Source organism: Nocardia sp. NPDC058633 (assembly GCF_042717045.1).
Lineage (GTDB): Bacteria > Actinomycetota > Actinomycetes > Mycobacteriales > Mycobacteriaceae > Nocardia.
Map to the genome: position 1 here is coordinate 1 of NZ_JBHXRA010000030.1, position 24,609 is coordinate 24,609.

23 protein-coding genes are annotated in these 24,609 nt (G+C 68.3%); 8 read left to right on the top strand and 15 right to left on the bottom strand.

The window, feature by feature from the left end; all coding sequences use genetic code 11:
* The first annotated feature begins 185 nt into the window (after nt 1-185).
* The 3 genes from ACFWUR_RS28395 to ACFWUR_RS28405 all read left to right on the top strand — a co-directional run bounded on the left by ACFWUR_RS28395 (nt 186) and on the right by ACFWUR_RS28405 (nt 3,153).
* Nucleotides 186-845, top strand: a complete 660-nt coding sequence (locus tag ACFWUR_RS28395; protein ID WP_378910899.1) for a YdcF family protein — start codon at nt 186-188, stop codon at nt 843-845.
* Nucleotides 846-1,015: 170 nt separating this feature from the next.
* A complete protein-coding gene (locus tag ACFWUR_RS28400; RefSeq protein WP_378910901.1) occupies nt 1,016-1,825 on the top strand; it encodes an SAM-dependent methyltransferase in 810 nt (269 codons plus the stop codon).
* Nucleotides 1,826-1,860: 35 nt separating this feature from the next.
* Nucleotides 1,861-3,153, top strand: a complete 1,293-nt coding sequence (locus ACFWUR_RS28405; RefSeq protein ID WP_378910903.1) for a diguanylate cyclase domain-containing protein — start codon at nt 1,861-1,863, stop codon at nt 3,151-3,153.
* Nucleotides 3,154-3,171: 18 nt separating this feature from the next.
* Here the strand turns inward: ACFWUR_RS28405 and ACFWUR_RS28410 are convergent, their stop codons facing one another.
* Nucleotides 3,172-4,164 carry an acyl-ACP desaturase gene (locus ACFWUR_RS28410; protein WP_378910904.1) on the bottom strand — a complete coding sequence of 331 codons (993 nt, stop codon included), beginning with the start codon at nt 4,162-4,164 and terminating at the stop codon, nt 3,172-3,174.
* A gap of 202 nt (nt 4,165-4,366) precedes the next feature.
* Between ACFWUR_RS28410 and ACFWUR_RS28415 the strand changes: the two genes are divergently transcribed.
* Together ACFWUR_RS28415 and fadD32 are read left to right on the top strand one after the other, a co-directional pair.
* On the top strand, nt 4,367-5,614 hold the full coding sequence (locus ACFWUR_RS28415; RefSeq protein ID WP_378910964.1) for a KasA/KasB family beta-ketoacyl-ACP synthase: 1,248 nt from the start codon (nt 4,367-4,369) through the stop codon (nt 5,612-5,614).
* 57 nt (nt 5,615-5,671) lie between these two features.
* On the top strand, nt 5,672-7,552 hold the full coding sequence (fadD32, locus tag ACFWUR_RS28420; protein ID WP_378910965.1) for a long-chain-fatty-acid--AMP ligase FadD32: 1,881 nt from the start codon (nt 5,672-5,674) through the stop codon (nt 7,550-7,552).
* Between the two features lie 93 nt (nt 7,553-7,645).
* Here the strand turns inward: fadD32 and ACFWUR_RS28425 are convergent, their stop codons facing one another.
* The 5 genes from ACFWUR_RS28425 to ACFWUR_RS28445 all read right to left on the bottom strand — a co-directional run bounded on the left by ACFWUR_RS28425 (nt 7,646) and on the right by ACFWUR_RS28445 (nt 12,548).
* On the bottom strand, nt 7,646-9,088 hold the full coding sequence (locus ACFWUR_RS28425; RefSeq protein ID WP_378910967.1) for an LCP family protein: 1,443 nt from the start codon (nt 9,086-9,088) through the stop codon (nt 7,646-7,648).
* A gap of 140 nt (nt 9,089-9,228) precedes the next feature.
* On the bottom strand, nt 9,229-10,437 hold the full coding sequence (locus ACFWUR_RS28430) for an Ig-like domain-containing protein (RefSeq protein ID WP_378910906.1): 1,209 nt from the start codon (nt 10,435-10,437) through the stop codon (nt 9,229-9,231).
* Nucleotides 10,438-10,460: 23 nt separating this feature from the next.
* Nucleotides 10,461-11,003 (bottom strand): YceI family protein, encoded by a 543-nt coding sequence (locus ACFWUR_RS28435; protein ID WP_378910907.1) that lies wholly within the window; start codon nt 11,001-11,003, stop codon nt 10,461-10,463.
* 93 nt (nt 11,004-11,096) lie between these two features.
* Entirely contained in the window at nt 11,097-11,291 is a 195-nt protein-coding gene (locus ACFWUR_RS28440) for a hypothetical protein (protein WP_378910909.1), read from the bottom strand.
* Nucleotides 11,292-11,315: 24 nt separating this feature from the next.
* Nucleotides 11,316-12,548 carry an MFS transporter gene (locus ACFWUR_RS28445; protein WP_378910911.1) on the bottom strand — a complete coding sequence of 411 codons (1,233 nt, stop codon included), beginning with the start codon at nt 12,546-12,548 and terminating at the stop codon, nt 11,316-11,318.
* A gap of 154 nt (nt 12,549-12,702) precedes the next feature.
* On the opposite strand from ACFWUR_RS28445, the gene ACFWUR_RS28450 reads away from it, so the two are divergent.
* A complete protein-coding gene (locus ACFWUR_RS28450; RefSeq protein ID WP_378910912.1) occupies nt 12,703-13,545 on the top strand; it encodes a DUF72 domain-containing protein in 843 nt (280 codons plus the stop codon).
* A gap of 283 nt (nt 13,546-13,828) precedes the next feature.
* Complete coding sequence (locus tag ACFWUR_RS28455; RefSeq protein WP_378910914.1) at nt 13,829-14,194, top strand: Rv3235 family protein; 366 nt, start codon at nt 13,829-13,831, stop codon at nt 14,192-14,194.
* Nucleotides 14,195-14,266: 72 nt separating this feature from the next.
* On the opposite strand, the gene ACFWUR_RS28460 is transcribed toward ACFWUR_RS28455, so the two are convergent.
* From ACFWUR_RS28460 to ACFWUR_RS28470, 3 genes are all read right to left on the bottom strand, one after another.
* Complete coding sequence (locus ACFWUR_RS28460) at nt 14,267-14,722, bottom strand: DUF4254 domain-containing protein (RefSeq protein WP_378910915.1); 456 nt, start codon at nt 14,720-14,722, stop codon at nt 14,267-14,269.
* A gap of 230 nt (nt 14,723-14,952) precedes the next feature.
* The gene (locus tag ACFWUR_RS28465) at nt 14,953-16,098 is read right to left on the bottom strand and encodes an acyl-CoA dehydrogenase family protein (protein ID WP_378910917.1); all 1,146 of its coding nucleotides are present in this window, start codon (nt 16,096-16,098) and stop codon (nt 14,953-14,955) included.
* 112 nt (nt 16,099-16,210) lie between these two features.
* Complete coding sequence (locus ACFWUR_RS28470) at nt 16,211-16,771, bottom strand: HD domain-containing protein (protein ID WP_378910918.1); 561 nt, start codon at nt 16,769-16,771, stop codon at nt 16,211-16,213.
* A 432-nt stretch (nt 16,772-17,203) separates the two neighbouring features.
* On the opposite strand from ACFWUR_RS28470, the gene ACFWUR_RS28475 reads away from it, so the two are divergent.
* Nucleotides 17,204-18,496 carry a hypothetical protein gene (locus ACFWUR_RS28475; protein WP_378910921.1) on the top strand — a complete coding sequence of 431 codons (1,293 nt, stop codon included), beginning with the start codon at nt 17,204-17,206 and terminating at the stop codon, nt 18,494-18,496.
* Between the two features lie 66 nt (nt 18,497-18,562).
* Here the strand turns inward: ACFWUR_RS28475 and ACFWUR_RS28480 are convergent, their stop codons facing one another.
* The 6 genes from ACFWUR_RS28480 to ACFWUR_RS28505 form a co-directional block, all read right to left on the bottom strand.
* Nucleotides 18,563-20,014 (bottom strand): AIM24 family protein, encoded by a 1,452-nt coding sequence (locus ACFWUR_RS28480; RefSeq protein WP_378910923.1) that lies wholly within the window; start codon nt 20,012-20,014, stop codon nt 18,563-18,565.
* 87 nt (nt 20,015-20,101) lie between these two features.
* Nucleotides 20,102-20,659, bottom strand: coding sequence for a GNAT family N-acetyltransferase (locus ACFWUR_RS28485; RefSeq protein ID WP_378910925.1), 558 nt, complete (start codon nt 20,657-20,659; stop codon nt 20,102-20,104).
* Nucleotides 20,656-21,633: an ABC transporter substrate-binding protein gene (locus tag ACFWUR_RS28490; protein WP_378910928.1), complete on the bottom strand. Its 978-nt coding sequence runs from the start codon at nt 21,631-21,633 to the stop codon at nt 20,656-20,658. The genes ACFWUR_RS28485 and ACFWUR_RS28490 overlap by 4 nt, the downstream gene beginning before the upstream one ends.
* 48 nt (nt 21,634-21,681) lie before the next feature.
* The gene (locus tag ACFWUR_RS28495; RefSeq protein ID WP_378910929.1) at nt 21,682-22,770 is read right to left on the bottom strand and encodes a FecCD family ABC transporter permease; all 1,089 of its coding nucleotides are present in this window, start codon (nt 22,768-22,770) and stop codon (nt 21,682-21,684) included.
* The gene (locus tag ACFWUR_RS28500) at nt 22,767-23,651 is read right to left on the bottom strand and encodes an ABC transporter ATP-binding protein (protein ID WP_378910931.1); all 885 of its coding nucleotides are present in this window, start codon (nt 23,649-23,651) and stop codon (nt 22,767-22,769) included. Before ACFWUR_RS28500 ends, ACFWUR_RS28495 begins: the two co-directional genes overlap by 4 nt.
* Nucleotides 23,648-24,604 (bottom strand): hypothetical protein, encoded by a 957-nt coding sequence (locus ACFWUR_RS28505; RefSeq protein ID WP_378910933.1) that lies wholly within the window; start codon nt 24,602-24,604, stop codon nt 23,648-23,650. Before ACFWUR_RS28505 ends, ACFWUR_RS28500 begins: the two co-directional genes overlap by 4 nt.
* Nucleotides 24,605-24,609: the final 5 nt, after the last annotated feature.

The window sequence follows — 24,609 nt, forward strand, 5'->3', positions numbered from 1 at the left end:
AGGCCACCTGCGCCGATGGTACTGCACTCGACAGGGTGTGGGAGAGTAGGACACTGCCGGAACATCATTGCGAAAGGCCCTCCAACTTCGGTTGGAGGGCCTTTTTGCGTTCACAAGCTATCTCCTCGGCCGAATCGGCAGTCCGAACTATCAACATTTCAGAAATCGGCATGTCGAGAGCCCGGGTGAGCGACGATGATGCGACGTCGCTTCGGGAGGTCACCATGGACTGGCTCTTCACTCACCAGGCTCTGCGTCGTTGTGCGGCAGCCTTCGTGCTGCCTGCCGCACTGATCGGGGCGGTCGTAGCGGCCGCGCCGCCCGGTGTGGCGGCACCGACCACCGACCCGCTGATCGGTGTGGTCGATTCGGTGGCAGGCCTCGCCGGGATCGAGCTGCCCGCCACCTACGGTCCCGAGACCGCGATCGTGGTGCTCGGCTACGGCCTGATGCCGGATGGGACGATGCGACCAGAGCTGGGCAATCGCTTGCACGCGGCGCTGGTCCAGGCCTATATGTCACCCGCTTCCCCGGTCATCGTGACCGGTGGCAATCCACGCAACGGTGTCACCGAGGCGCAGGTGATGGCCGACTGGCTCAATATTCGCGGTGTCGCCAGGCAGCGGCTGCACGCGGAAACCGAAGCCGGCTCCACCGCGCAGAATGCCGAGTTCTCGGCGCGCATGATGGAAGCGCTCGGCGTGACCAAAGCTGTCCTCATCACCTCCGCCGACCATATGCGGCGGGCCCTGGACAACTTCATGGCCGCGGGCATCCCGGTAGTCGCCACCATGACTCCCGATGTCGCCCCGCTCTGGGCTCAGCCCTACGGTGCCGAGAAGTAGAATCGCTCGGTCGTACGCCGGGCCCCTCCATCGGCACCGTGAGTTAGTTATGTACACGAACCTCGCTGGACGATAGCCGCGCCGATGTCGGTGACGCCGTTTACGATTCGACTGGCGTCACCGCGCGGTTGCGGCGGCGCACTGGGAGTAATGGCAGACAGGGGTTATCGATGGACAGGCCGGTATGGGCGCCCGAGGGCGTCGATATGCAACATCCGAGCCCAGCTCGGATGTACGACGCCCTGCTCGGCGGGTCGCACAATTTCGCCGTCGATCGCGAAGCCGCGGAGATGGCGATCAATCTGGTCCCCGATTTGCCGCGGCTCGCGCTGAGCAATCGTGCTTTTCTGCGCCGGGCGGTCCGTTTCATGCTCGACGCCGGGATCAGGCAGTTCCTCGACATCGGGTCGGGCATACCCACTGCGGGCAATGTGCACGAGATCGTCCACGAGATCGACCCGCAGGCGCGGGTGCTCTACGTCGACATCGATCCGGTGGCGGTGGCCCATTCGCGAACCATCCTGCACGGCAACACGCAGGCGAGTGCGATCGAGGCCGACCTTCGCAAACCCGGCGACCTGATCGAGGCGGTTCGCGGGACCGGGCTGATCGATTTCGACGAGCCGGTGGGCTTGCTGCTGATCGCGGTGCTACATCTGGTGGCCGATGCCGATGATCCGATCGGCAAGGTAGCCGCGCTGCGCGAAGCCGTGGCGCCGGGTAGTTTCATAGCCATTTCACATCTCACGTCCGAGCTTCGGCCCGACGACGCCGGTAAACTGGGTACGCACTCGGTGAATCAGTCCAAGGTCGGAATTCACTTCCGGTCCAAGGATGAGATAGTCGCCCTGTTCGAGGGCTGGAATTCGGTCGAGCCCGGCGTTGTCGAGCTGCCGTTGTGGCAGCCGGAGTCCGAGCGTGATCAGCACGAGAAGCCGGGCCGTTCACTAGGCCTCGGTGGAGTGGCGATCAAGGAGTAGGCCGCCTGCCAAGGCGGCGGGACACACGATGACAGGTGGATGCAGCAGTGGGGTCATGGGAGCTGGCGCAGCGGTGGGCGGATGCCCTCGACGGCGTCGTCGCTCCTACCCTCAACCGCTCCCAGATCGACGAGATGCTGGCCGCACTCTGCACCGGCCTGATCGATGCCGCGCGCGGCGGCGAGGATCCCGATATCGCGCGCCGGGCGGCGCGGATGCTGGTCGCCGCCAACTATCGTGATCCGGCGGCGGTCAGCCGTTCGGTGGCGGTGATGTGCCTCGACCTTGTCGAGGTCGCCGCCGACGGCCCGGCCGACCCCGCCCTGCCGCAGATCCGCAACCGGGCGGTCGGCCTGGCCGCCGACTTCGCGGCCGGCTTCACCGCGGCGTTGCGGGGCGCCGCGCTGGCCGAACAGGAGACGACACTGGCCGCGGTGCTCGCGGCGGCGCAGGAGGCCGAGAATCGGCGGGCACTCTCGGAAGCTCGCTTCGAGGCGGTCTTCGACGGGGCCCTTGTCGGTATCGGCACCGTGGACATGACCGGTCAGGTGGTGAACTGCAATGCCACCATGGCCCAGATGCTCGGCCAGACACCGGAGACGATGCCGGGCCGGACCGTCGCCGATATTCTCGGCCCACAGAACATGAACTTCGCGTTCGTACAACTCCAACGCATGGTCGCGGGCGAAACCGAGAGTTTCCGCACCGAGACCGAGCACCTGCACACCGACGGCCGGGTCACCGCGATCGACCTGTCGATGTCGGCGGTGCGGGGCACCGATGGCGGCATCGAGTTCTTGATCGGGGTCGCGGTCGATGTCACCGAGCGCAAGCAGCTCGCCGATCGCCTGTGGCACGACGCCAATCACGACGCGCTCACCGGCTTGCCGAACCGGCCGCACCTGTTCACCCGGCTGGCCGACGCGCAAGCCCCGATCGGGGTCTGCTATCTCGACCTCGACGGCTTCAAGGAGATCAACGACCTGTGGGGGCACACCATCGGTGACCGTGTCCTACAGGTCGTAGCCGACCGGATGCGCGACACGGTGCGTCCGGCCGACGCGCTCGCCGCCCGCATCGGGGGTGACGAGTTCTTGGTGCTGGTCGAAAATTGTTCCGGTGAAGCACAATTGACGCTGCTGGCCGACGCGTTGCTGTCCGCGCTGACCGAGCCGCTCGAGGTGGACGGGCACATGCTCGCCGTCGGCGCCAGTATCGGCACCGCCTTCTTCGAGCAATTGCCCGGCGCCGTGGACGAATTGGTGCACGCCGCCGACGCGGCGATGTATCGCAACAAGAACGACGCGCGCCGCGATCCGGCCCGGTAGCGGCCGGGCCGGAGTCGATCAGACCGGTTGGTGCGCGCGCTCGGCCGCGCGTGCCAGTGAACGATCGCGCTGCTCCTCGAAACGCAGGACATCGGCGCCGAGCCGCTCGAGAAACGCCGCCAGATCCTCGCGGGCTCGCTCGCCACGCGGACCGAAATCGTTGCGCTCGAAGATGTTCCACTTGCGCAGCACCGGCATCAGGACCTCCTCCATGTGCTGGCGCAGGTCGTAGATGCCGTGCTTGGCCATCAGCACACCGTTGCGTCGCCAGCCCGGCATGCCCGCGCCGGGCATCTGGAAGTTCTGCACGATGGTGTTGATCGCCTCGATGGTCTGGTCGGGGGCCAGGTCGAGCGCAGCGGCGCACAGATTGCGGTAGAAGATCATGTGCAGGTTCTCGTCGGCGGCGATGCGGGCCAGCATGCGGTCGGCGATCGGGTCGTCGCAGACGCGACCGGTATTGCGGTGACTGACCCTGGTGGCCAGCTCCTGGAAGGTCACATAGGCGACGGAGAACAGGATTCCGGCGCCGGTCGAGGTGTGGATGTCGAAGCCGGGGGCCTTGTCGTCCACGACGGCCATCGCCGAATACCCGTTGGTCATGTGGATCATTCGGGCTTGCTCGAGCGCGACCGGGTCGACTCCGCGCGTCACCACGAGGTAGTCGCGCAGCACGATGCCGTGTCGGTTCTCCTCGGCGGTCCAGCGGCCGACCCAGGTTCCCCACGCGCCGTCCTTGGAGAAGTTCTCGGCGATCTCGCGGTGGTAGGAGGGCAGGTTGTCCTCGGTGAGCAGATTGGTGATCATCGCCGCCTTGGCGAGCTCGCTGAGCGCCGATTGTTCTGGGTCCCAATCGATTCCACCCAGAGACGCGAAGTTGCGGCCACGGTCCCACGGCACATAATCGTGCGGGTGCCAGTCTTTGGCCATCGCGAGATGGCGGTCGACATTGCTCGCGGCGATGGGTTCCAGCTCGATCAGTAGTTCCAGTTGGGTCAGGTTCCTGGCCACGCTCGTTGCCCTTTCCGGTTAGTGAAAAGCGAGAGTTGCGTCGGTCCGGTAGTGTTGCCCGTCGTCACAATAGACCCGGCGCACTGCGCCTGGAAACGACACGGTGCATCTGCGCCCTGTTCGAAGAATTTGGGCGCGTCGCGTCGTGTGCATATACGCTCCACCAGTTCAGCTCCATCAGCGGTTCCCGTTCAGTCGTGGCATAGCTAGAGAGAGTGAGCGAAAAATTATGACGGACATCGTGGTCACGAGCCTGGCGGCGACCACGTCGATCGCGGGCGACGTCGACTCGACCTGGAAAGGTCTGCTCAACGGCGAGAGCGGGATCGACGTCTTGGAAGATTCCTTCATCGACGACTTCGAATTGCCGGTGCGGATCGGCGGCCACCTGAAGGTGTCGCCCACCCTCTCGCTCACCCGCGAAGAGGCGCGCAAACTGTCCTACGTCGAACAGATGGCCGTGGTGCTCGGGCGCGAGGTGTGGCGCAACGCGGGCAATCCCGAGGTGGATCGCGACCGACTCGGCGTCTCCATCGGCACCGGCCTCGGTGGCGCGGAATCGTTGATCTACGCACGAGACCGGCTCCGCAACGGCGGCTACCGCAAGGTCTCGCCGCTGACCGTGCAGGCCATCATGCCCAACGGCCCCGCGGCCTGCGTCGGCATCGAATTGGGGGCGCGCGCGGGGGTTTCCACGCCGGTGTCGGCCTGTTCGTCGGGCTCGGAGGCCATCGCCAACGCGTGGCGGATGATCGTGATGGGCGATGCTGACATGGTGGTCACCGGCGGTGTCGAGGGCTCCATCCAGGCGGTGCCGATCGCGGCATTCACCCAGATGCGGGCGATGAGCACCCGCAACCACGATCCCAAGGCGGCCTCGCGTCCCTTCGACGCCGACCGCGACGGGTTCGTCTTCGGCGAGGCGGGCGCGATGATGGTGATCGAGACCGAGGAGCACGCCAAGGCGCGTGGCGCGACCATTCACGCGCGACTGCTCGGCGCGGGCGTCACCTCGGACGGATTTCACCTCGTCGCACCGGATCCCGAGGGCACCGGCGCCGCGCGGGCGATGACGCGGGCGATGCAGACCGGTGGGATCAGTCGCACCGACGTCACCCACATCAACGCCCACGCCACCGCCACCCCGATCGGTGACACCGCCGAGGCGAACGCGATCGCGAAGGCGATCGGTTCGCACGCGTCGGTGTACGCGCCGAAATCGGCACTGGGGCATTCGATCGGTGCGGTCGGCGCGCTCGAGTCGGTACTGACCGTGCTCAGTGTGCGCGACAGCATCGTTCCGCCCACCCTGAATTTGGACAATCAGGACCCCGCGATCGATTTGGACGTGGTCTCGGGTCAGGCGCGGCGCGGTCGCATCGATTACGCGGTGAACAACTCCTTCGGTTTCGGCGGTCACAACGTGGCGATCTCGTTCGGGCGGTATTGACGATTCGCCGAGCAGTGGCGGGTTCTGGTCAATGTGCGTTGAAAAGGATTGGGAATGATCGGCGACACTTTCGACGACTATGTAGACGAACTGGGGACTATCCGGATTCCCGGTGATCAGACTTTGATCGACTTCGTCGACAAGCACAGCGAGGCCAACGGGGACGATCTGGCCTACCGCTTCATCGACTATTCGACCGAACGTGAGGGGGAATACCAGGAACTGACCTGGCGCGAATTCGGCGTGCGACTGCGCGCGGTGGCGGCGCGGTTGCAGCAGGTGACCCAGCCCGGCGACCGGGTGGCGGTACTGGCGCCGCAGGGGCTCGACTATGTCGTCGCGCTGTTCGCGGCGGTGTACGCGGGAAATGTGGCTGTGCCACTGTTCGATCCGGAGGAGCAGGGCCACAGCGACCGCCTGCACGCCGTGCTCGGCGACTGCGAACCCGCCGCGGTGCTCACCGTCGGCAGCGCGGCCGCGGGGGTGCGCAACTTCTTCCGCGAACAGCCGGCCGCACAACGGCCCAGAATCATTGCGGTGGAGGCGATTCCCGACACCGTCGGTACCCGCTGGCGCAGGCCCGACATCAATATCGACAGTGTGGCCTACCTGCAGTACACCTCCGGGTCCACTCGGGTGCCCGCCGGTGTCGAGATCACCCATCGCTCGGTGGGCACGAACCTGCTGCAGATGATCGATGCCATCGGGATCACCGAGAACGCGCGCGGGGTCACCTGGTTGCCGCTGTTCCACGACATGGGACTGCTCACGGTGATCCTGCCGACCATCGGCGGCAAGTTCATCACCATCATGTCGCCGAGCGCGTTCGTGCGCAGGCCCGCGCGCTGGATCAAGGAACTGGCGGCTCAGGCCGATGGCGCCGAAATCTATTCGGCGGCACCGAATTTCGCGTTCGAGCATGCGGCGACACGGGGGTTGCCCAAGGGCGACGAGTCCCTCGACCTGTCGAATGTGATCGGCCTGATCAACGGCAGCGAGCCGGTGTCGGTGGCCTCGATGCGCAAATTCAACGAGGCGTTCGCGCCGTACGGACTGTCCAAGACCGCGATCAAGCCGTGCTACGGGATGGCCGAGGCGACGCTGTTCGTGTCGGCGACCAAGCGCGACAACGAGGCGCGGGTGGTCTATGTCGACCGGGGGCAGTTGAACGAGGGCAGGATGGTCGAGTGCGACGAGCACGCCCCGAACGCGGTGGCGCAGGTGTCGTGTGGCTATGTCGCGCGGTCGCAGTGGGCGGTGATCGTGGACCCCGGCACCGGGATCGAGCGGCGCGACGGCGAGGTCGGCGAGATCTGGTTGCACGGCGACAACATGGGCATCGGGTACTGGGGGCGGCCGGAGGAGACCGCGGAAACCTTCCACAACCGCGTGGTCGCGCGGATGCCGGCCGGTAGTCGCGCCGAGGGTGCGCCCGACGACGCGAAGTGGATGCGGACCGGCGACTACGGCGCCTATCACGACGGCGAGCTGTTCATCACCGGCCGAGTGAAGGACCTGGTGATCGTCGACGGCCGCAACCACTATCCGCAGGATCTCGAATACTCCGCGCAGGAGGCCAGTTCCGCGCTGCGGCCCGGTTTCATCGCGGCGTTCTCGGTGCAGGCGGGGCAGTTGCCCGCGCCCGTGCTCGCGGCCGGGACCGTGTCCGATCCGGCGGCGGAACAACTGGTGATCGTCGCCGAAAGAGGCACGGGGGCGGCGAAGCTCGAGCCGGGCCCGATCACGGACGCGGTGCGGGCGGCGATCGCCCGCAGGCACGGCGTGATGGCGCGGGATCTGCTGCTGGTGCCCGCGGGGTCCATCCCGCGGACATCGAGCGGGAAGATCGCCAGGAGGGCCTGTAAGGCGGCGTATCTGGACGGAACGCTGCGCGGTGGATACCGGCAGCAGGCGTATCCGGACGCACCGGAGGAGTGAGAATCGTTCGGCCACCGGCTGGTCCGGTGGCCGAACGCGTCTCTCGGTCGTGCTCGACGTCGACGGGGGATCCCGCTCCGGTATGGGTGGGTCTCAGTTGACGCAGGGGATGGTGCTGCCGATGTTGGTGGACAGGGGTTTTCCCGCATCGGCCAGTGGCATCGAGTTCGACGTCGTGGTGGTCGGCGGTGTGGTCGTCGATGTCGTCGGGCTCAGCTCGGCCGGCAGGGCGAAATCGGCGCCGAGAGCGACCCGGACGCGACCGTCCCGCACCGACGGCGACGCGGCGGTCGGCAGTCCGCCGAGCAGTTCTGCCAGTGTGCGAGCGTCGTCGGCGGCACCGAGGCCGTAGGTGATCGTCGACGACAGACCGTCGCTCGAATCGCCGTTGCCGATCACGCCCGCGCCGTAGCCCCGGCTTGTCAGCGCGGCCGAGAGCTCCGCGGCCCGACCTTGCACCGTGCCCACATTGTGCACATCGACTACGCTCGTCGGGACCGCGGTGGCGGGTTTCGTCGGCTCCTGGCCGAAAGCGGCCCGCACCTCGCGTTTGATCGCGGCCGGGTCGATGATGTTCACGTCCTGTCCATCGATCACGTCGTAGCGCAGGACCGGCAGTGTGCGGAACTCCACCGGGACAGCACCGGCCGCGCCGAGGTCGCGGGCGAAGTCGAACAGATTCCAGCCGTCGGAGAGCACCACATCGCGGTGTGCCACATCCATCAGCGCCGACAACTTGCTCAGGTTGGTCAACGTTCCAGAGTCTTTGAGCGACTTGGCCACCGAGGTGAGGAATGCCTGCTGCCGGTGGGTTCGGTCGAGGTCGCCATTGGCCAGGCCGTGGCGTTGGCGGACGAACGCGAGGGCCTGCGCGCCGTCGAGGTGCTGTCTGCCCGCGGGGAACACCGCGCCGGAGAACTCGCTGTCGTCCACGGCCTGGTTGAGGCAGACGTCGACGCCGCCCAGCGCGGTGGCCAGGTCGTAGAAGCCGGCCAGGGAGATCTCGGCGAAGCGATCGATCGGCACCCCCACCAGATCGCGCACGGTGCTCACGATGGACGCGCGCCCGGCCTCACGGCCGCGGCGCTCCAGCACGATCGGGTCCTGCTCGCCCTGCTCGATCAGCTTCGCCTGCACCGCGGCCTTTTTCAGGCCGTACGCCTCTTTGATCTTGATCTGCTGGTAGCCGGGGATACCCGCTACCGTCACGTAGTCGTCGCGGGGAATGGAGAAGGCGACGATCTTGCTCGCGTCAGCGGGGATGTGCAGCAGGATCAGCGAATTCGCGTTGTAACCGCCCGCGGTGCCGTCCCCGGCGTGCAACTGGTCGAGCACCTCTTTCGGCAGGTCGTTGCCGTCGAGATCCTTGCGGGTATCCAAGCCGATCAGCAGGATGTTGACGGCACCGCCACCGGAACGCGGGGCATCGGCGCCGAGCGCGGTCGAATGGGTGAAGCCGGAGTCGAAGTCCTGTTTGGCCGACCAGGCCAGGCCGGTACCGGTGAGCACGGCCAGTGCGGTGGTGGCCACCACCATCTTGGCGATGATCGCCCCGGCTCGGCGAACGCGTCCGCGCCGGGGCGGGCGGTGGTCGGCGGTGACACGCCTGCCGACGCGCTGCGGTCCCCGCCGTGGCGTCTCCCGGTGCGGCGTCGCGGCACAGTGGTTGTCCCCGTTCACCGCAGCGCGCTACCTGCCTGCCACTGTTCCCACGGCACACTCCAGTCACCGTTCTGCCACACCTCCAGCGGTGCGCCGCCGGTGTTCTTGATTTCGACCACATCGCCGGGCTGGGAGAACTCGTAGAACCAGCGGGCGTTCTCGCCGCTGAGGTTGAGGCAGCCGTGCGAGACGTTGGTGTTGCCCTGTGCCCAGATGGTGTCGTCGAGTTGGTGCAGGTAGATGCCGTCGGTGCTGATCTTGGTCGCCCAGCCGATGGTTTCCTTGTACCCGAGCCGGGAGTTCACCGGCAGGCCGTAGGTGGAGGAATCCATCACCACCGGATTGGCCTTCTCCATCACGGTGTAGATCCCGGGCTGGGTCCAGAAGGTGATGGTCTTGCCCGCGACGGTCTCGCTGCCGCCCCTGCCGAGCGAGGTGGGCATGGTCCTGACCAGCGCGCCGTTCTCGTACACCCGCACCTGCTTGTCGTTGTCGTCGACGATCGAGACGTGCGAGTCACCGATGGTGAAGCTGGTCTCGGTGTCCTCCTGGCCGTAGAGGCCGCCGCCGAGGTCCTTGCCGTAGATGTCGGCGGTGAGGGTCACTGTGGTGCCGGGTGCGTAGTAGTTCGCGGGGCGCCAGTGGGCGTTGCGGTCGTCGAGCCAGTACCAGGAGCCGGTGACGGGGGGATCAGTGGTGACCGACAGGTGCTTCTCCGCCGTCGCGCGGTCGGGCACGTTCTCGTCGAAGTGCGCGACGACGACGGTGCCGACACCGAAGGTGCCCGACGGGGAGAGCTCTTTGCCGCCCGTGGTCCGGAAGTACACCTTGGTCTGGTTGTTGGGTGCCAGGGTGGAGAACGACGAGGTGATCGGGCCGACCTTGCCGCTGACGGTGACCGCTTCGGCGGTGACGGTGTAGGTGCGGCCGTAGCCGAGCGGCACCGAGGGTTTCCACGCCGACTGGTCGGGGGTGAAGATGCCCTCGACGGTGCCCCCGTCCTCGTTGGTCATCGTGACCGCGGTGAGTTGCCCGTCGCTGGTGCTGACGCGGACCGAGCCGAGGGGGTCGATCTCGGTCGCACCGTCTTGCGGCGCGACCGAGATCGTCGGGGCGGGCGGGGCGGCGGATTCGGTGTCGGAGTCGGGGGCCGAGCCGCCGCAACCGGCGACCAGCACGATGAGCGCGGCGGCGAGGCCCGCTCGGAAACGTCGTCCTGACATGCGCCCTCCTGTGCTCGGTGCGCTCAGCTCTGCAGGCCGACCTCGACGTCGAGCGTGAGGTTGATCTTGTCGCCGATCACGGCGCCGCCGTCGGCCATCGGTATGTCGGTGGTGAGGCCGAAATCGCGGCGGTTGATGGTGGCGGTCGCGGAGAAACCGGCGACCGGGGCGTCGGCCATGCCGGGGCCGGTGCCGAGGAATTCGACGTCGAGGGTCACCGGGTGGGTGTTGCCGCGAATGGTGAAGTCACCGGTGACGGAGAAATCGGTGCTCAGCGCCTTGATACCGGTGGCCTTGAAGGTGGCGACCGGGTGATTGGCGACGTCGAAGAAGTCGGCGGAGGCCAGGTGCCCGTCGCGCTGCGCGTTGTCGGTGGTCACCGAGGCGACCTTCATCTCGACATCGGCGTCGGCGGTGCCATCGGCGTGGATCACGAGCGTGCCTGCGAACTCGGTGAATCGGCCGCGCACTTTGCTCACCATCAAGTGGCGCACGGAGAACTGCAGGGTGGAATGAGCGGGGTCGATGACCCAGGTTCCAGCGGGTAGTTCGGTAGGGGCCGACATGGTTTCTCCTCACTCGGCGATCCGGCCGTGAGCGGCCGACGGGCGTGAAGCGACAACGCCAACCAGAGTAACCCCGTTCGCCGGGTGGGGGGGTCAGCCCTCGCTGGTGGCGCGCTCGCCGAGGAATCGCAGGAGGGCGGGATCGGTGGAGGTGAAGCGGTCTACTTCCTGTCCGCCGGTGCAGTCGTACAGGGCGACGGTCACCGAGTCCGATCGGCGCCCCACGACCCGCCAGATCGCGCCGCGATCCTGCCAGCGAAGAAGGACTTCGACGGGGTCGGTGCTCACCTGATCCACCGTAGTGCGCGGCGATCAGGGGTGGACGGCTCGTGCCTCGCGATAGTTGGCGGCCACCAGGGCGAGGCAGCTCGCGGCGATCACGGCGGTAACAAGGAACATGGCGGGGTAGCCGAAGCCGAAGCCGCTGTGCAGCGCCGACAGGACCGCGGGCACGCCGAAGCCGAGATAGCTCACCGAGTAGAAGACCGCGTTCAGGCCGGCCAGGTCGCCCGGGCCCGCGAGGCGTTCGATCTGTTGCAGGCCGGCGACCAGTCCGATGCCGTAGCCGCTGCCGAGCACCACCGCGGTCAGCAGCGTCACCCAGATACTCAGGGTGGCCGCCGTCCAGGCGGCCATGACCATCCCCGCGGTGAGCAGTACCAGCGCGACCACCGCGGCGCGCGCGGTGCCGGGGCGGTCGATGCGTCGAGCTACCGATTGGATGGCGAACCCGCAGCTGAGCGTCACCATGGTGACCAGGGCGGAGAAGGCGATCGGGGCATGCTGCACGCGTGGCAACATCAGCGTCGGCAGGACGGCGTAGGCGGTGGCGTTGGCGGTGAACAGCCACAGCGCGACGGGCACCGCGACACGCAGGAATCGTCGGTGCCCGGCGGCGGGGATCTTCAGGTCCTCGCGCAGCCTGCCCGGATTCGCCGGACGAGTCACGGTTTCCGGTGTTCGGGCCACCCAGAACGCGGTCGCCACGCACAGCGCCGCGTTCACGAGATAGGCGGTCGAATCGGGCAGCGGTCCCCACTGCGCGAGGGTCCCCGCCACGCCCGCGCCGAGGGCGAACCCGGCGGTCAGGCTCATCGCGGATCGGCGGGCCCCCGTGCCCGCGGCGGCTTCGGCGAACGGTGGTTGCGACAGCTCCTTGAGCCAGCTGCCACCGACCGCCATCGCCAGGCCCAGCGCCACGCCGCACAGCATCCGCCCGGCCGCCAGCATCGGCACCGAGGCCGCGCCCGCCGCCAGCAGCAGCGAACCGGCCGCGGCGATGAGCGGTGCGGGCAGCATCAGCGGGCGGCGACCGAACCGGTCCGAGAGCGGGCCACCGATGAGCAGTGCGGGCACGATGCCGAGGACGTAGTAGAACAGCAGCAGGTCGACCGCGGTCAGTGCCAGCCCATGGGCTTTGTACATCACCAGCAGCGGCGTGAACTCGTTGCCGCCCCACGCGATCGCGACCATGGCGGCGGACACGCCGAGCCAGGCGCGGGTCGCCGAGACAGCACGGGGCCGCTCGGTGGTGAGAATCGCCATCACAGGCCCTTTCCGTTGTGCGCGCACCGGGGACAGTCATGGATGTGGCGGGGGCGAACGGAAAGACCGTCGATCCCGCCACCCGCGCGCGGGGGCGAATGGTGGCAACCGGTCTCATTTTAGGCGCGGCCGGTCGCTGTATTACGGTCGGCCTGTGCGTGAGCTGCGGATGGGGTGTGCGATGTGGACGCACCCCCAGTGGCAACAGCGGATGCCCGCGCCCGGCGAGCGGCTGCGTGCCTATGCCGGGCACTGCGGTGCGGTCGAGGGCAACACCACGTTCTACGCGACGCCGTCGACGTCCACGGTCGAGTCGTGGGCGCGACAGACCGCGCCGGATTTCCGGTTCGTGCTCAAACCGCCGAGGGCGGTGACGCACGAGCGCAGACTCGTCGAAGCCGGCGCCGAACTGAGCGCGTTTCTCGATGTGATGGCGCCGCTCGGGACGCGGGTGCACGCGCTGTGGATCCAACTGCCCGCTTCGTTCGGGCCGACCGATCTCGGTGCGCTCGCGCGGTTCCAGCGTGAGCTGCCGGGTGGGTTGCGGTGCGCGGTGGAGGTGCGTCATCCAGCGTTCTTCGACGACGAGCGGGCCGCGGCGCAACTGGAACGGGTGCTCGGGCGGATCGGCGCCGAATGGGTTCCGTTCGACACGACCGTCCTGTTCGACGGGCCGCCGGGTGACCCCTCCGAATACGAGGCCAGGGCGAAGAAGCCGCGCGTCGCGCGCCGGATGCGGGCACTGACCGAGTACCCGATCGTGCGCTATCACGGTCGCGCCGACACCGAACGCACCGTCGCGGGCTGGCAGCCGTGGATCGAGACCGTCGCCGACTGGTTGCGCGAAGGTCGCTCGCCCACGGTCTTCGTGCACACTCCCGACAATGCCGCCGCGCGCGGGCTGGCCCGCCGCTTCCACGACGAGGTGCGCGCGATCGTCCCCGAGCTGCCCGGCCAACCGACGCCCGAGCCCGACGAACCGATGACCCTGTTCTGAGAGCGGACACCGCGAGGTGACCTGAGCTGATTTCGCGAACACTTGTCGTAGCCGCGTGTAATGCTGTGCGCCACCGCTGGGGAGTGGGTGGACGAACTCGAAGGGGACGAGTATGTCAACGGACGGAATGGTGTTGTCGCCCGCGCCACATTGCGAGCCGCCGTTGCAGGGCCGGGACGTGGCGCCGCGCTGCGTGCCGACGAATGCTGTTGCGGCACACAGGGTTACCGGATCTGTTCGGCCGCGGTCGACGGGCGCGACGCCGGCCGGTATCCGCAGGGCGGTGCGCGCGTCCTGCCCGCGAGCGACACCGGCGGTCACCGAAGCGCCCACGGGCGCGAAGCGATTCACCGAGCAGGTCCTGCGGCTGCTGCTGGAAGTCGTCGATCGGCGCAGGTCGTCGACTCAGCTGCGCGCGTTCACCGATCCGAAGGCGCTGGCCGCCATCAACACGATGCTCGCGCAGGACTCGGCTCCCGACCGAAGTCTCGGGACCGCCGTCTTGACCCGCGTCCACCTGACCCCGGTGGAGGGCGACGCCGCCGAAGTCTTCGCCTCCTACCAGCGTGGCCCGCGAACGTTGGCCATCGCGGGGCGCATCGAAGCCTGCAAGGACAGTTGGCGATTGGTCGCGGTACGAATGTTCTGACGCCGTCGAGCAGGCGGTGTGTCGCTGTTTCGGCCCCGTGCGGTGACTCCTGAGCAGTCGGGGGTAGGCGGCCTATTCGGTTCGTGGCTCGTTCCGGATCGATTGCGTCCCGCCGCTTTCCGGTGTGTCGCTGTCGAGTCCGTCGGGCAGGCGGCGTGCGCCGCTGGACACTTCGGCGACGAGATCTTCGTAGCCGCAAGCCAATTCGTGCAGGCGCAGTTGGGCGGCGTGCAACTCGGCTTCGGCGCCGCAGGCCAACGCGTGATAAGTGAGTGCGGCGAAATGGGCCATCCGGTCGACGACCGCGCCGATGCTCTCGGTGTGCATCGGCGCCGAGGTCTCGGGGGTGGGGGAGCGCAGCGCGACCCAGCGGTCGATCTCGCAGACCAGACGCGCACGGGCCCAATCGATGTCGCCGGTATCGCCGGGTATCTGTTGTTCGCGGCGTTCGTGCAGGGTGGCGAGTTCGTGCGCGGCGGACAGGACGGGATCACTGTCGCCGGCGACTCCGCAGACCGCCTGCATCATCTGTGTTCGGTCCGGCAGTACCGGTTCCGGTCCGGGTCGTCCCGTCGAACCGCCGCCGCCCGTGTCCACTGTCGCCGCACCGTCCTCGTCGTCGCAAATGTAGGCGCTTGTCGAAGGACATTCGTCTCGGCGGGGACGACGGATAGGTCACGAAATGACCCCCCAACAGCGAAAAACCGGCCGCGAACAGATGTTCGCGGCCGGTCCGGATCACCGACCGGTCAGGAGGATCACAAGCTCCTGGCGATGATTTCCTTCATGATCTCGTTGGTGCCCGCGTAGATGAGCTGGACGCGGTTGTCGACCCACATGCGCGCGATCGGGTACTCGTTCATGTAGCCGTAGCCACCGAACAGCTGCAGACAGGTGTCGGCGATCTGCATGGCCTTGTCGGTGGTCCACCACTTCGCCATGGCGACGGTCGGGATGTCGAGCTCGCCGCGCAGATGCTTCTCGACGCAGTCGTCGATGAACACGCGCGCGATGCGCGCCTCGGTGGCGACCTCGGCCAGCTTGAACTTGGTGTTCTGGAAGCCGAACACCGCACGGCCGAACGCCTCGCGCTCCTTGGTGTAGCGCAGCGTGTGGTCGAGGGCGACCTCCATGCCAGCGACGGCGCCCATCGACACGATCAGCCGCTCCTGGGGCAGCTGCTGCATCAGCTGGATGAAGCCCTGGCCCTCCTGGGTGCCGAGCAGGTTGCTCACCGGGACGCGCACGTCCTCGAAGAACAGCTCGGAGGTGTCCTGGCCCTTCTGGCCGATCTTGTCGAGCACGCGGCCGCGACGGAATCCCTCGCGGTCGGCCTCGACCAGCACCAGCGAGACGCCGGAGGCGCCCTGGGTGGGGTCGGTCTTGGCGACCAGGATGATCAGGTCGGCCTGGGCGCCGTTGGTGATGAAGGTCTTGGAGCCGTTGATGACGTACTCGTCGCCGTCGCGGATCGCCTTGGCCTTCACGGCCTGCAGGTCGGAGCCGGTTCCGGGCTCGGTCATCGCGATCGCGCCGACGACCTCGCCGCTGGCCATCTTCGGCAGCCAGTGCTTCTTCTGCTCTTCGGTGCCGTAGGCGAGGACGTAGTGGGCCACGATGCCGTTGTGCAGGCTGATGCCCCAGGAGGTGTCGACCGCGCGGGCCTGCTCCTCCATGAGTACGGCCTCGTGGGCGAAGGTGCCGCCACCGCCGCCGTACTCCTCGGGGATGGAGATGCACAGCAGGCCGACTTCGCCCGCCTTGTTCCACAGGTCGCGGTCGACGTGGTGCTGCTCGCGGTACTTGTCGATATTGGGGACCAGTTCCTTGGCCATGAACGCGCGGGTCATGTCACGCAGGGCGTCCAGGTCCTCGTTCATCCAGCTGGACCGATTGGCGGCCATCGAGTCTCCTTGTTCGGCTCGGCACAGCACCGGTCCAGGCGTGACCGGTGGTTACGGATACCAGTGTGCCGCAGTATTGGCGTAGTGACAATAGTGCTGCGAAAATAGCGCCTCACCAGCGCATCATCGGCAGGGGCGAGAGTGGATGGATGAGCGCTCGCCGCACCGTCAGCTCCACCAACGTGAGGTGGAACCCGCTGTCGGGGTACCGCCGCGTGAGCGCGGAGTAGGCCGCGTACGGCAGTCCGTAGCGGCGCGCGCCGAACGTCACATCGATCAGGTCGGCCCGCCGGAACAACTCCACCGGGTCGGTCGCGTTGCCCGTCGGGCGCACCCGGTGGTGGTCGCGGATCATGTCGGCGACGAGTTCGGCGATGTCCTCACGGCGGTGTGCGATCAACCAGTCGGCCGCCAGGGCGCACGACGGTTCGAGATAGTCGAACGTGCCCGCGGCCCAGATGCCGAGATCGTGGAAGGTCGCCGCGGTGCGGAACTCCTCGCGCGCACTCGGCGGCGGCCCCGGCTCGCCACTGCGGGCGAACAGGAGGTCGGCCGAGCGCAGTACCCGCAACACATGATGGAAATAGGCCTTGCGGTCGGCGCCGAGCCGTGCGGTCCACGGTTCGAGCCGTTCGGCGATCACTCGGTCGAGTTCGCTTGTGTGCTGGGTCAATTCGTCACTCCGGCGTAGATCTCGCGGGCGTGCGCGAACCCCAAGGCACCCCCGGGCTCAACCCTAAGTGCCACTCGTGTGCGACGCGGTGGAACGGAGTTTCGCCCGATCGGCTCAGCGGTCGGGTCGAAGGCGGGGCGGGCGGCGGACAACGCGTCGATCCGGCCGGGTCGGGTTGTCGGGGAGCGGCGTTCGGCAACGGTCGGGCACCGAACTGCCGGAAACTCCGGCTCCGACGGCGGCGGGGGATTATCTTCGCAGATCGAATGACTGACCGAAATTGTTGGGCGTGTCGCGCGCGGCGCGCCGTGTTCGGGGTGCCGTGTGCGAGCATCGGTTTCGCGCTCGAGGGTATATCGACTAAGAATGGCCTGTGCCGTTCACACGTGTGGTCACCTGCCTGCCTTCGCGCGCCCTGGGCGGTGGTCTGGCATGACGATCGAGTCCGGTCTCGAGGATGACGTCAGCCAGCTCGCCCAGCGAGTCGAACGTGCCCGGGGGCGCCTCGCCTACCAATTCGATCCGGCTCTCACCGACGCGCTCTCCGAAGACGAGCTGCGCGCCGAACGCGAACTCGCCGAACGCATCCGTGAACAGGATCGCGAACAGCGCTGGAAGCACACCCAGGCGATGGCGTCCGCATCGGACCGCAGCCGACAGACCACCGAAGCGATCGAGAAGGCCGACATGCGAGATCTGCTGCTCGCCAGGAAGGCGATGGCCGCCCAGCGGCGCGAATCGAGCCCGCACGCGAAGCTCGCTTCGCTGTACCGGCACCGTTCGTGGTCGCTGAAGGCGCTGGCGGGCGTTGTCGGCGCCGGCATGCTGTGGTCGGCGGTGAACGTCCAGCAGAACATCGCGCCCGGTGGGCCGAGTGATCCGCTGTTCTGGTTCAGCTATCTGCTCGAGGCCATGATCAGCGTGTGCCTGATCATCATCATGGTCGGCACGAACAAGGTCGCCGAGTGGGGCGTGATCGACAACCGCCGCCAGGTCGCGCTCGCCGAGCTCGCGCTGCTCGGGCTCACCGTCACCCTCAACACCTATCCCTACGTGCGCGACGGTCGGTGGTACGACGTCGCCGTGCACGCGGTCGCGCCGGTGATGATCGGCGTCGCGCTGCTGATCCACGACGCGGTCAGCGCCCGCTACGGCCTGGCCATCACCCGGGCCACCAGCCAGGTCAGGGACCTGCCCGACCCGGCCGACAACATCCTCGGCCGCCAGGCCACCGAGGGTGTGCGCCTCACCTACACCCCGCCGATGACGGGCGCGGCTCGGGCCGAGGCGATCGCCGCCGCGGAAACGGCCCCTACGACGCCGATCACCCGCGAACCCGCCTGGACCCCCACCGAGCCGATCGCCAACGGCAACGGCCGCCCACCGGAGAAGCGCAAGCGTTTCGGCATCGGCAAACCGTCCTCCGCGGACAAAGCCACCGCCAAGAAATCCGCTCCCGCCCCCGTGGTGGCGCCGGAGCCGCCCAAGGAAGCGGCCAAGCCCGAACCGGCCACCGATTCGGTCCCGGCCGCCCGCAAGAGCGCCATCTCCGACATCGAGGCTCGCGTCGAAAAGGCGTTCGCCGAGGCCAACTTCGGCTACGAGGCGATCGAGCCCACCAGCATCTACGACACCGGCCAGTTCCGCATCGCGGAAAGCCTGGAGCAGGAACTCAACGACATGCGTGAGGCCCGCCGCCAAGCTCGCAAGGAGCGCGCGAACTAGCGCACACGACAAAGGCCGATACCCGCCGGAGGGGCGGGGTATCGGCCTTTGCCGTGTCCGGGGGTGTCAGCCGAAGATGCCGCCGCCGGTGCCTGCCTGCTGGCCGCCGCCGGTGCCGCCGATCAGGCCGCCCGGCGGGAGTTCGGAGGGTTGGACGATGACGAAGCCGCGGCCGGAGAAGGCGAGGGTGCTGGCCTCGCCGGTGCTGCGGCCCATCAGCCGGCCGAGGCCGAAGGAGTCGTTGCGCTTGATGCCGGTCTGCAAGCTGGAAGACCACGCCACGGCGGCATTGGGGTCGGCGTAGGTGGCCTGGTCGACGGTGAGGACGACGGGACTGCCGTGGGTGGTGATCGCGATGCGGCCGCGCCCGGTGAACACGCAGTTGAACAGGCCCGCGTTGGAGGCGTAGCCCGCGGCGCCCTGGACGCGGCCGATGTCGTAGCGCAGCGTGGAGTCGAAGGCGAGCACGTTGGCGCCGTTGATGGTGAGGCCGTCGGTGCCGTCGAGGTCGATGATGTGCACGTCGGCGGCGCTGTTGGCCAGGAACAGGTCGCCGCGGCCGGTCACCTTCATCAGCGGCACGCCTTCGCCGGTGAGGTGCTGGCGAATGGCGCGGCCGATGCCGCCGGAGCCGAGCGCTTCGAATTTCAGGTCACCCTGATAGGCCACCATCGACCCGGCCCGCGCCATCACCTCCCCGTTCATGCCGACCTTCACCATCTTGCCGCCCTGCTTCTGGATACCGAGGCCGTTGACCTCGGCATGCGAGGGGTCGAACAGATCGCTGTGCACGGGCTGGGCTCCTTGCTGAGAAGAGAACGAGGGTTGCGGCTGTGGCGCGGGTGGGGCACCGTGGCCGGGATAGGTGGGCGCGGGAGCCCCCGGATAGGCGGGCGGCTGCGCGAATTGTCCCGGCTGGCCGGGGCCGCGGTGGTCGGGGGCGGGGGGTGCGCCCGCGGGCGGATAGGCGGGCGGCTGACTCGGCGGCACCGCAACACTCTGTGCGGCGGGGACGTCGGGCTCGTCGTCGAGGTTGACGCCGAAAGCCGAAGCGATCCCGGCCAACCCGTCGTCGTACCCCTGTCCGACCGCCCGAACCTTCCAGGCTCCGCTGCGCCGGTAGATCTCCACGCACACCACACCACTCTCGGTGGTGAGCCCCGAAATCGGGAAAGTCAGTGTGGTGGAGCCGGATTCGATGGTGGTGGTCAGGGCGCCGACCGAGGCGAAGGTCGCGGGTCCACGACCGTCGAGGCTCGCGGTGATCACCACCTTGTCCACATCGGTGGGCAGCGACGAGGTCTGTACGCCCACCACGTCGGGCCCGCCGTTGCCGTGCCGGTACACCACGCCCGGTCCGGTGGGCTGATTGAAGAAGACGAAGTCGGCGTCGGAACGTACGGTGCCCGCGGTGTTCACCAGCAGCGCCGACACATCGACCGACGCCGAACTCGCCACGGTGACGGTCAACTGATCACCGGGGGCGGGCCGGTTCTCGCCGGGCGCCAGCGCGGTCACGACCGAGCACCCGATCGTCGCGTGATTCGCAAGAGTTCCACGACTTCGATAGTGCCGTGTATGCCGCCACCGCGCCAGCGTCGACCGTCAGCGCGGCTGTTGCCCGTCGCGCTCCAGCGCGATCTCCAGGTGCACCGTCTGGAAACCGTCGTGCGGACCGCGCGCGTCGTGCACGATGTGGCCGAAGGTCTGCCAGAATTCCAGCGCTCCGGGCGTTCGCGCGTCGGTGTGCAGGTACAGTCGCTCGAATTCCGGGGTGGCGCGCACGTGCTCGACCGCGGTGGTCACCAGTCGGGTGGCCAGCCCGCGCCGATGATGCTGCGGCCGGACGTAGACCCGGAACAGTTGTGCGGTGGTCTCGTCGGGATAGCGGCGCGCGAGCTCGGCCGGATGCGGTGGATGCGCGGGACCCTTGGCTCGGATCGCGGTGGTGCCGACGATGACGCCCTCGTGCTCGGCGACCCACAGCCGGTGCCGCGGATGCCGCAGGTAGGCGGACTCCGGGTCGATCACGTCCTGGTGGTACTCGGGCAGATAGCCGATCCCGAATACCTGGTAGAAGGTGTCGAGCATGACGCTGCGCGCGCCCGCGAGGTCTGCCGGGCCTGCCTCGCGAACGAGATAGTCGGTGGTGGTGGCGGTCATCGCACCTGCGCCAGTTCGCGATCGAGGACTTCCAGGCCCTCGACGGCTACCGGTCCCGGTCCGGTGTAACCGAAGGGGGCCACGATGATCCGGTTCTCGCGGATCGCGCGCAGACCGGCCAGTTCGGGACGCTGGCGCAGCGCGGTGCGTACCGAGTCGGGCGTCTGGTCGCCCTGGGTGAGCAAGATGATCACCTCGGGGTCCGCGGCGATGAGGGTCTCGGTGTTGGCTTCGAAGTTGCGCTTGTCGATCTGGCCGTACACATTGCCCAGGCCCAGGATCTTCATCTGTTCGTGGACGGTGCTCTTGGCACCGTAGGCCTTGAGCTGGGCGCCGTCGCGCGACAGGATCAGCGCGGCGGCCGGACGGGGAGTCGTTGTGCCGCGGTGGCGTTCGGTCACGGCCGTGACTCGCTGCTTCAACGTGTCGACCTCGGCGTCTGCTGCGTTCGCGGTGCCGAAGAGCTTGCCGTAGAGGGTGATGTCGGCGAAGACGTCGTCGAAGGTGCCTGCCGCGTCGCGGCAGTAGCCGCGGGTGACGATCAGCGGGATGTTCACCTGGGCGAGGTCGTCGGGGGTCACCGAGAGCCCTTCGACGCTGACAACGAGGTCGGGGGAGCGGCTGATGATCTCCTCGCGCGCGAGTTCCGCGGTGGGCGCGGTGATCTCGATGCCCTCGAGCGCGGCGGCGTATTCGCCGGGGAAGGCGGCGGCCTCGAAGGTGCGGGTGACGATTCGGTCGGCGGCACCCGCGGCGGCGATCAGCGGTGCGGCGATGGAGCCGACCGTGACGACACGCTGCGGCGGTGCGGTGAAGGTGACATCACGGCCGCAGCTCGAAATCGTCAGGGGAAAGCCGCTTTCCGCCGGTGCGGTGGCCGGCTCCGGTGCGCCGCAACCGGCGACGAGCGCGCTGGTGAGCAGGGTTAGGACGGGGACCGCGCAGCGGCGGGCGGAGATGACACCTGTGAACACGGTGATCGTTGTTCCTCAACAGTTGGTAGGGAAGGGTTTACGAAAAACTCAGGAGGCGCCGGGCGCGCGGAAGCGGCGGATGAGCACCAGCAGCAGCGGTGCGCCGACGGCGGCGGTGACGATGCCGATGGGCAGTTCGCGCGGCGCGAAGACGGTGCGGGCCGCCACGTCGGCCACGACCAGGAACAGCGCGCCGATCAGCGCACTGACCACGAGCAGATGCCGGTGCGTGCCGCCGGTGCACAGCCGGGCCACATGCGGCACGATCAGCCCGACGAAACCGATCGCACCCGCGACCGCGACCACCGCACCGACGGCCAGGGCCACGATCAGTAACGCCCAGAGGCGAAGGCGGTTCGGTGCGATGCCCAGCGTGCGCGCGGTGTCGTCACCGGCGGCCAGCGCGTCCAGCCGGGGCGCCATCAGCAACACCGCGATCAGCGACACCGCGACGACGGCCACCGTCGTGGCGACCGAGGACCAGGCGGCCGGTGCGAGCGAGCCGAGCAGCCAGAACAGCACGGTGCGTGCGCCTTCGGGCCGATCGGAGGCGAAGATCAGGAAGCTGGTCGCGGCCGAGAAGATGTAGCCGATGGTGACTCCGCCGAGCAATAGTCGCAGCGAGGTGAGCTGCCCGTTGATCCGGGAGATCACGAACAACAGCGCGGTGGCGATGAGCGCGCCGGCGAAGGCGCTCGCCGCGAGCGCGGTCGCTGTGGTGGCCGCGGCGACCCCGAACAGCAGGTACACGGCGGCGCCGGTGGAGGCGCCCGAGGTGACGCCGAGAATGTGCGGATCGGCGAGCACATTGCGCACGATGGTCTGCAAGACCGCGCCGGTGATCGCCAGCGCGGCTCCGACGAGCGCGCCGAGCAGCACGCGCGGCACCCGCACCAGCCACACGATGGAGTCCTGGGCCGTCGTCCAGTCCACGGTCACCGGGTGACCGAAGGTGTGGTGGCCGATGATGCGCGCCACCGTGCCCGGCGGGACAGCGACCGGTCCTAGCCCGGCCGCGATCACCAGCGTGAGGGCCAGCGCGACCGTCAGTCCCACGGTCAGCAGCACCGTGCGGCCACGGTGCCGGGCGTGGTCGAGGTCGTCGACGGCCGGATCGGCCACCAGGGTCGCGGTCATCGCGTGGCCGCCTCTCTCGTCTCGGCCGCGGGGGAATCGGCGCTGATGGCGGGGATGTCGGCGCTCGACAAGGTGTCGTCCTCGAGGTGGGTGGAGTCGGCCGTCTCGAGTGGGTCGAGGTCGGTGGCGGGGCCGAACAGGAGTTGGACGGCGCCGAAGGCGGAGGTTCGCCGGACCGGGATCTTGTAGACGGGTTCGAGGATCTGCGGGGTGAGGACCTCGGCGACGGTTCCGGCGGCGGCGACACGGCCCTGGTCGAGCAGGACGAGCCGATCGCAATAGCGAGCGGCCAGATTCAGTTCGTGGAGCACCACCACGGTGGTGGTCGTGGTGAGACCGCGGACGAGAGCGAGCAATTCGTGCTGGTACCGGATGTCGAGATGGTTGGTCGGCTCGTCGAGCAGCAGGTGGTCGGCCTGCTGGGCGAGTGCCCTGGCGATCAGGACGCGCTGACGTTCACCGCCGGACAGCGTGGCGAACCGTCGCTCGGCCAGTGCCCGTGCCCCGACGTGCTCGAGCGCGGCCGCGGCGGCGATCCGGTCGGCCCGCGAATACCCCTGGAAGGCACCGACCCACGGCGACCTGCCGAGCAGCACCGTCTCGGCCACGGTGACCGGGGTGTCGGGTGGCGCTTCCTGCGCGACAACGGCAAGGCGGCTCGCGAGCTCACGCCCGCGCAATCCTCGCACCGGGGTCGAATCGATGACGACGGACCCGCCCGCCGGGCGCAGTGCCCGGTACATCAACCGCAACAGCGTGGACTTGCCCGACCCGTTCGGGCCGATCAGTCCCAGTGTGCTGCCCGGATCGACCTGAAAGCTGATGTCGTCGAGCGTGATTCGTCCGTCGTAGGTGAAATGGATCTTCTCGACGGTGATCATCGGGGCGTGCTCTCTGTTCGGGGAATGCTCAACAGGTGGGGATGGTCGGCGGCGGCTACGCGCTGCTCGGCGTGCACGCCGGGACGCCACGAGTGGTGCACCGTGACCGAGCAGGCGAAGTCGGCGCAGATCCGTTGCGCGGCGATGATCTGCTCGCGCAGGCGCGGGTCGTGGTCGGCGAGCAGGATCGCGGTGGTGGTGCCGCTGTGGGCGACGACGACGCCGATCGCGCCGATCGCGCGTGCCGCCCGGATCGTCGCGTCCAGATGTGGACGTTCCCGCGATGCCGCGCTCAGCACCGCGCTGCGGGTGGCCACCGCGCCGATCGCGGCCGTGTCGCCGCGCGCGATCGCGCCGCCGAGTTCGCCGAGCAGCCGGTCGAATTCACGCTTGTCGGCGGGGCTGAAACTGGGTTCGACCCGGTTGAATTCGACGGTGTCGACCGAACCGCCCTCGTCGCCCGCCACGATCGTCAGCGCCGGCAGGGTACCGAGGCGGGCGAGCAAGCGGACCTCGCGATGGAAGTAGGCCACGGCGCCCGGGTACATGACGCCGTCGGAGGGTTCGATGGCGCGTAGGTCGGCTTCGAGTTCGCCGACCGGCACGGCCCGGCCCTCGGCGTCGGCGACCGCGCGGGCCGTGGCGACGAGATCGGCGGTGGAGCTCGCCAGTCCCTTGCCCTCGGGCAGTTCGCTGTGCAGGGTGAGTCGTCCGCCGCGCAGTAGGCCGGATCGGGCGACCATCGCGCCGGCGAGGCGCTGCGCCTTGGACTTGCCGGCCGGCGCCACGGCGATGTCGTCGCCGCCCGGTTCGAAGACGGCCACCGTGCCGCGACGGATGGGCAGCGTGACCAGGAAATGCCGATCCTGTGCGGTGACGCCCTGCAACAGCTCGCCGCAGCTGCCGTAGGCGCGGCCGACACCGATCCCCGGTGCGGCGAGATGAATCGTCATGGGGT

What these genes read in the sequence shown, in the direction of transcription:
- ACFWUR_RS28400 (WP_378910901.1), top strand. Translation starts at nt 1,016, where the DNA reads ATGGACAGGCCGGTATGGGCGCCCGAGGGCGTCGATATGCAACATCCG.
- ACFWUR_RS28425 (WP_378910967.1), bottom strand. Translation starts at nt 9,088, where the DNA reads ATGGTGGTGGCCACCACCGCACTGGCCGTGCTCACCGGTACCGGCCTG.
- ACFWUR_RS28430 (WP_378910906.1), bottom strand. Translation starts at nt 10,437, where the DNA reads ATGTCAGGACGACGTTTCCGAGCGGGCCTCGCCGCCGCGCTCATCGTG.
- ACFWUR_RS28435 (WP_378910907.1), bottom strand. Translation starts at nt 11,003, where the DNA reads ATGTCGGCCCCTACCGAACTACCCGCTGGAACCTGGGTCATCGACCCC.
- ACFWUR_RS28445 (WP_378910911.1), bottom strand. Translation starts at nt 12,548, where the DNA reads ATGGCGATTCTCACCACCGAGCGGCCCCGTGCTGTCTCGGCGACCCGC.
- ACFWUR_RS28460 (WP_378910915.1), bottom strand. Translation starts at nt 14,722, where the DNA reads ATGATGCAGGCGGTCTGCGGAGTCGCCGGCGACAGTGATCCCGTCCTG.
- ACFWUR_RS28465 (WP_378910917.1), bottom strand. Translation starts at nt 16,098, where the DNA reads ATGGCCGCCAATCGGTCCAGCTGGATGAACGAGGACCTGGACGCCCTG.
- ACFWUR_RS28475 (WP_378910921.1), top strand. Translation starts at nt 17,204, where the DNA reads ATGACGATCGAGTCCGGTCTCGAGGATGACGTCAGCCAGCTCGCCCAG.
- ACFWUR_RS28485 (WP_378910925.1), bottom strand. Translation starts at nt 20,659, where the DNA reads ATGACCGCCACCACCACCGACTATCTCGTTCGCGAGGCAGGCCCGGCA.
- ACFWUR_RS28495 (WP_378910929.1), bottom strand. Translation starts at nt 22,770, where the DNA reads ATGACCGCGACCCTGGTGGCCGATCCGGCCGTCGACGACCTCGACCAC.
- ACFWUR_RS28500 (WP_378910931.1), bottom strand. Translation starts at nt 23,651, where the DNA reads ATGATCACCGTCGAGAAGATCCATTTCACCTACGACGGACGAATCACG.
- ACFWUR_RS28505 (WP_378910933.1), bottom strand. Translation starts at nt 24,604, where the DNA reads ATGACGATTCATCTCGCCGCACCGGGGATCGGTGTCGGCCGCGCCTAC.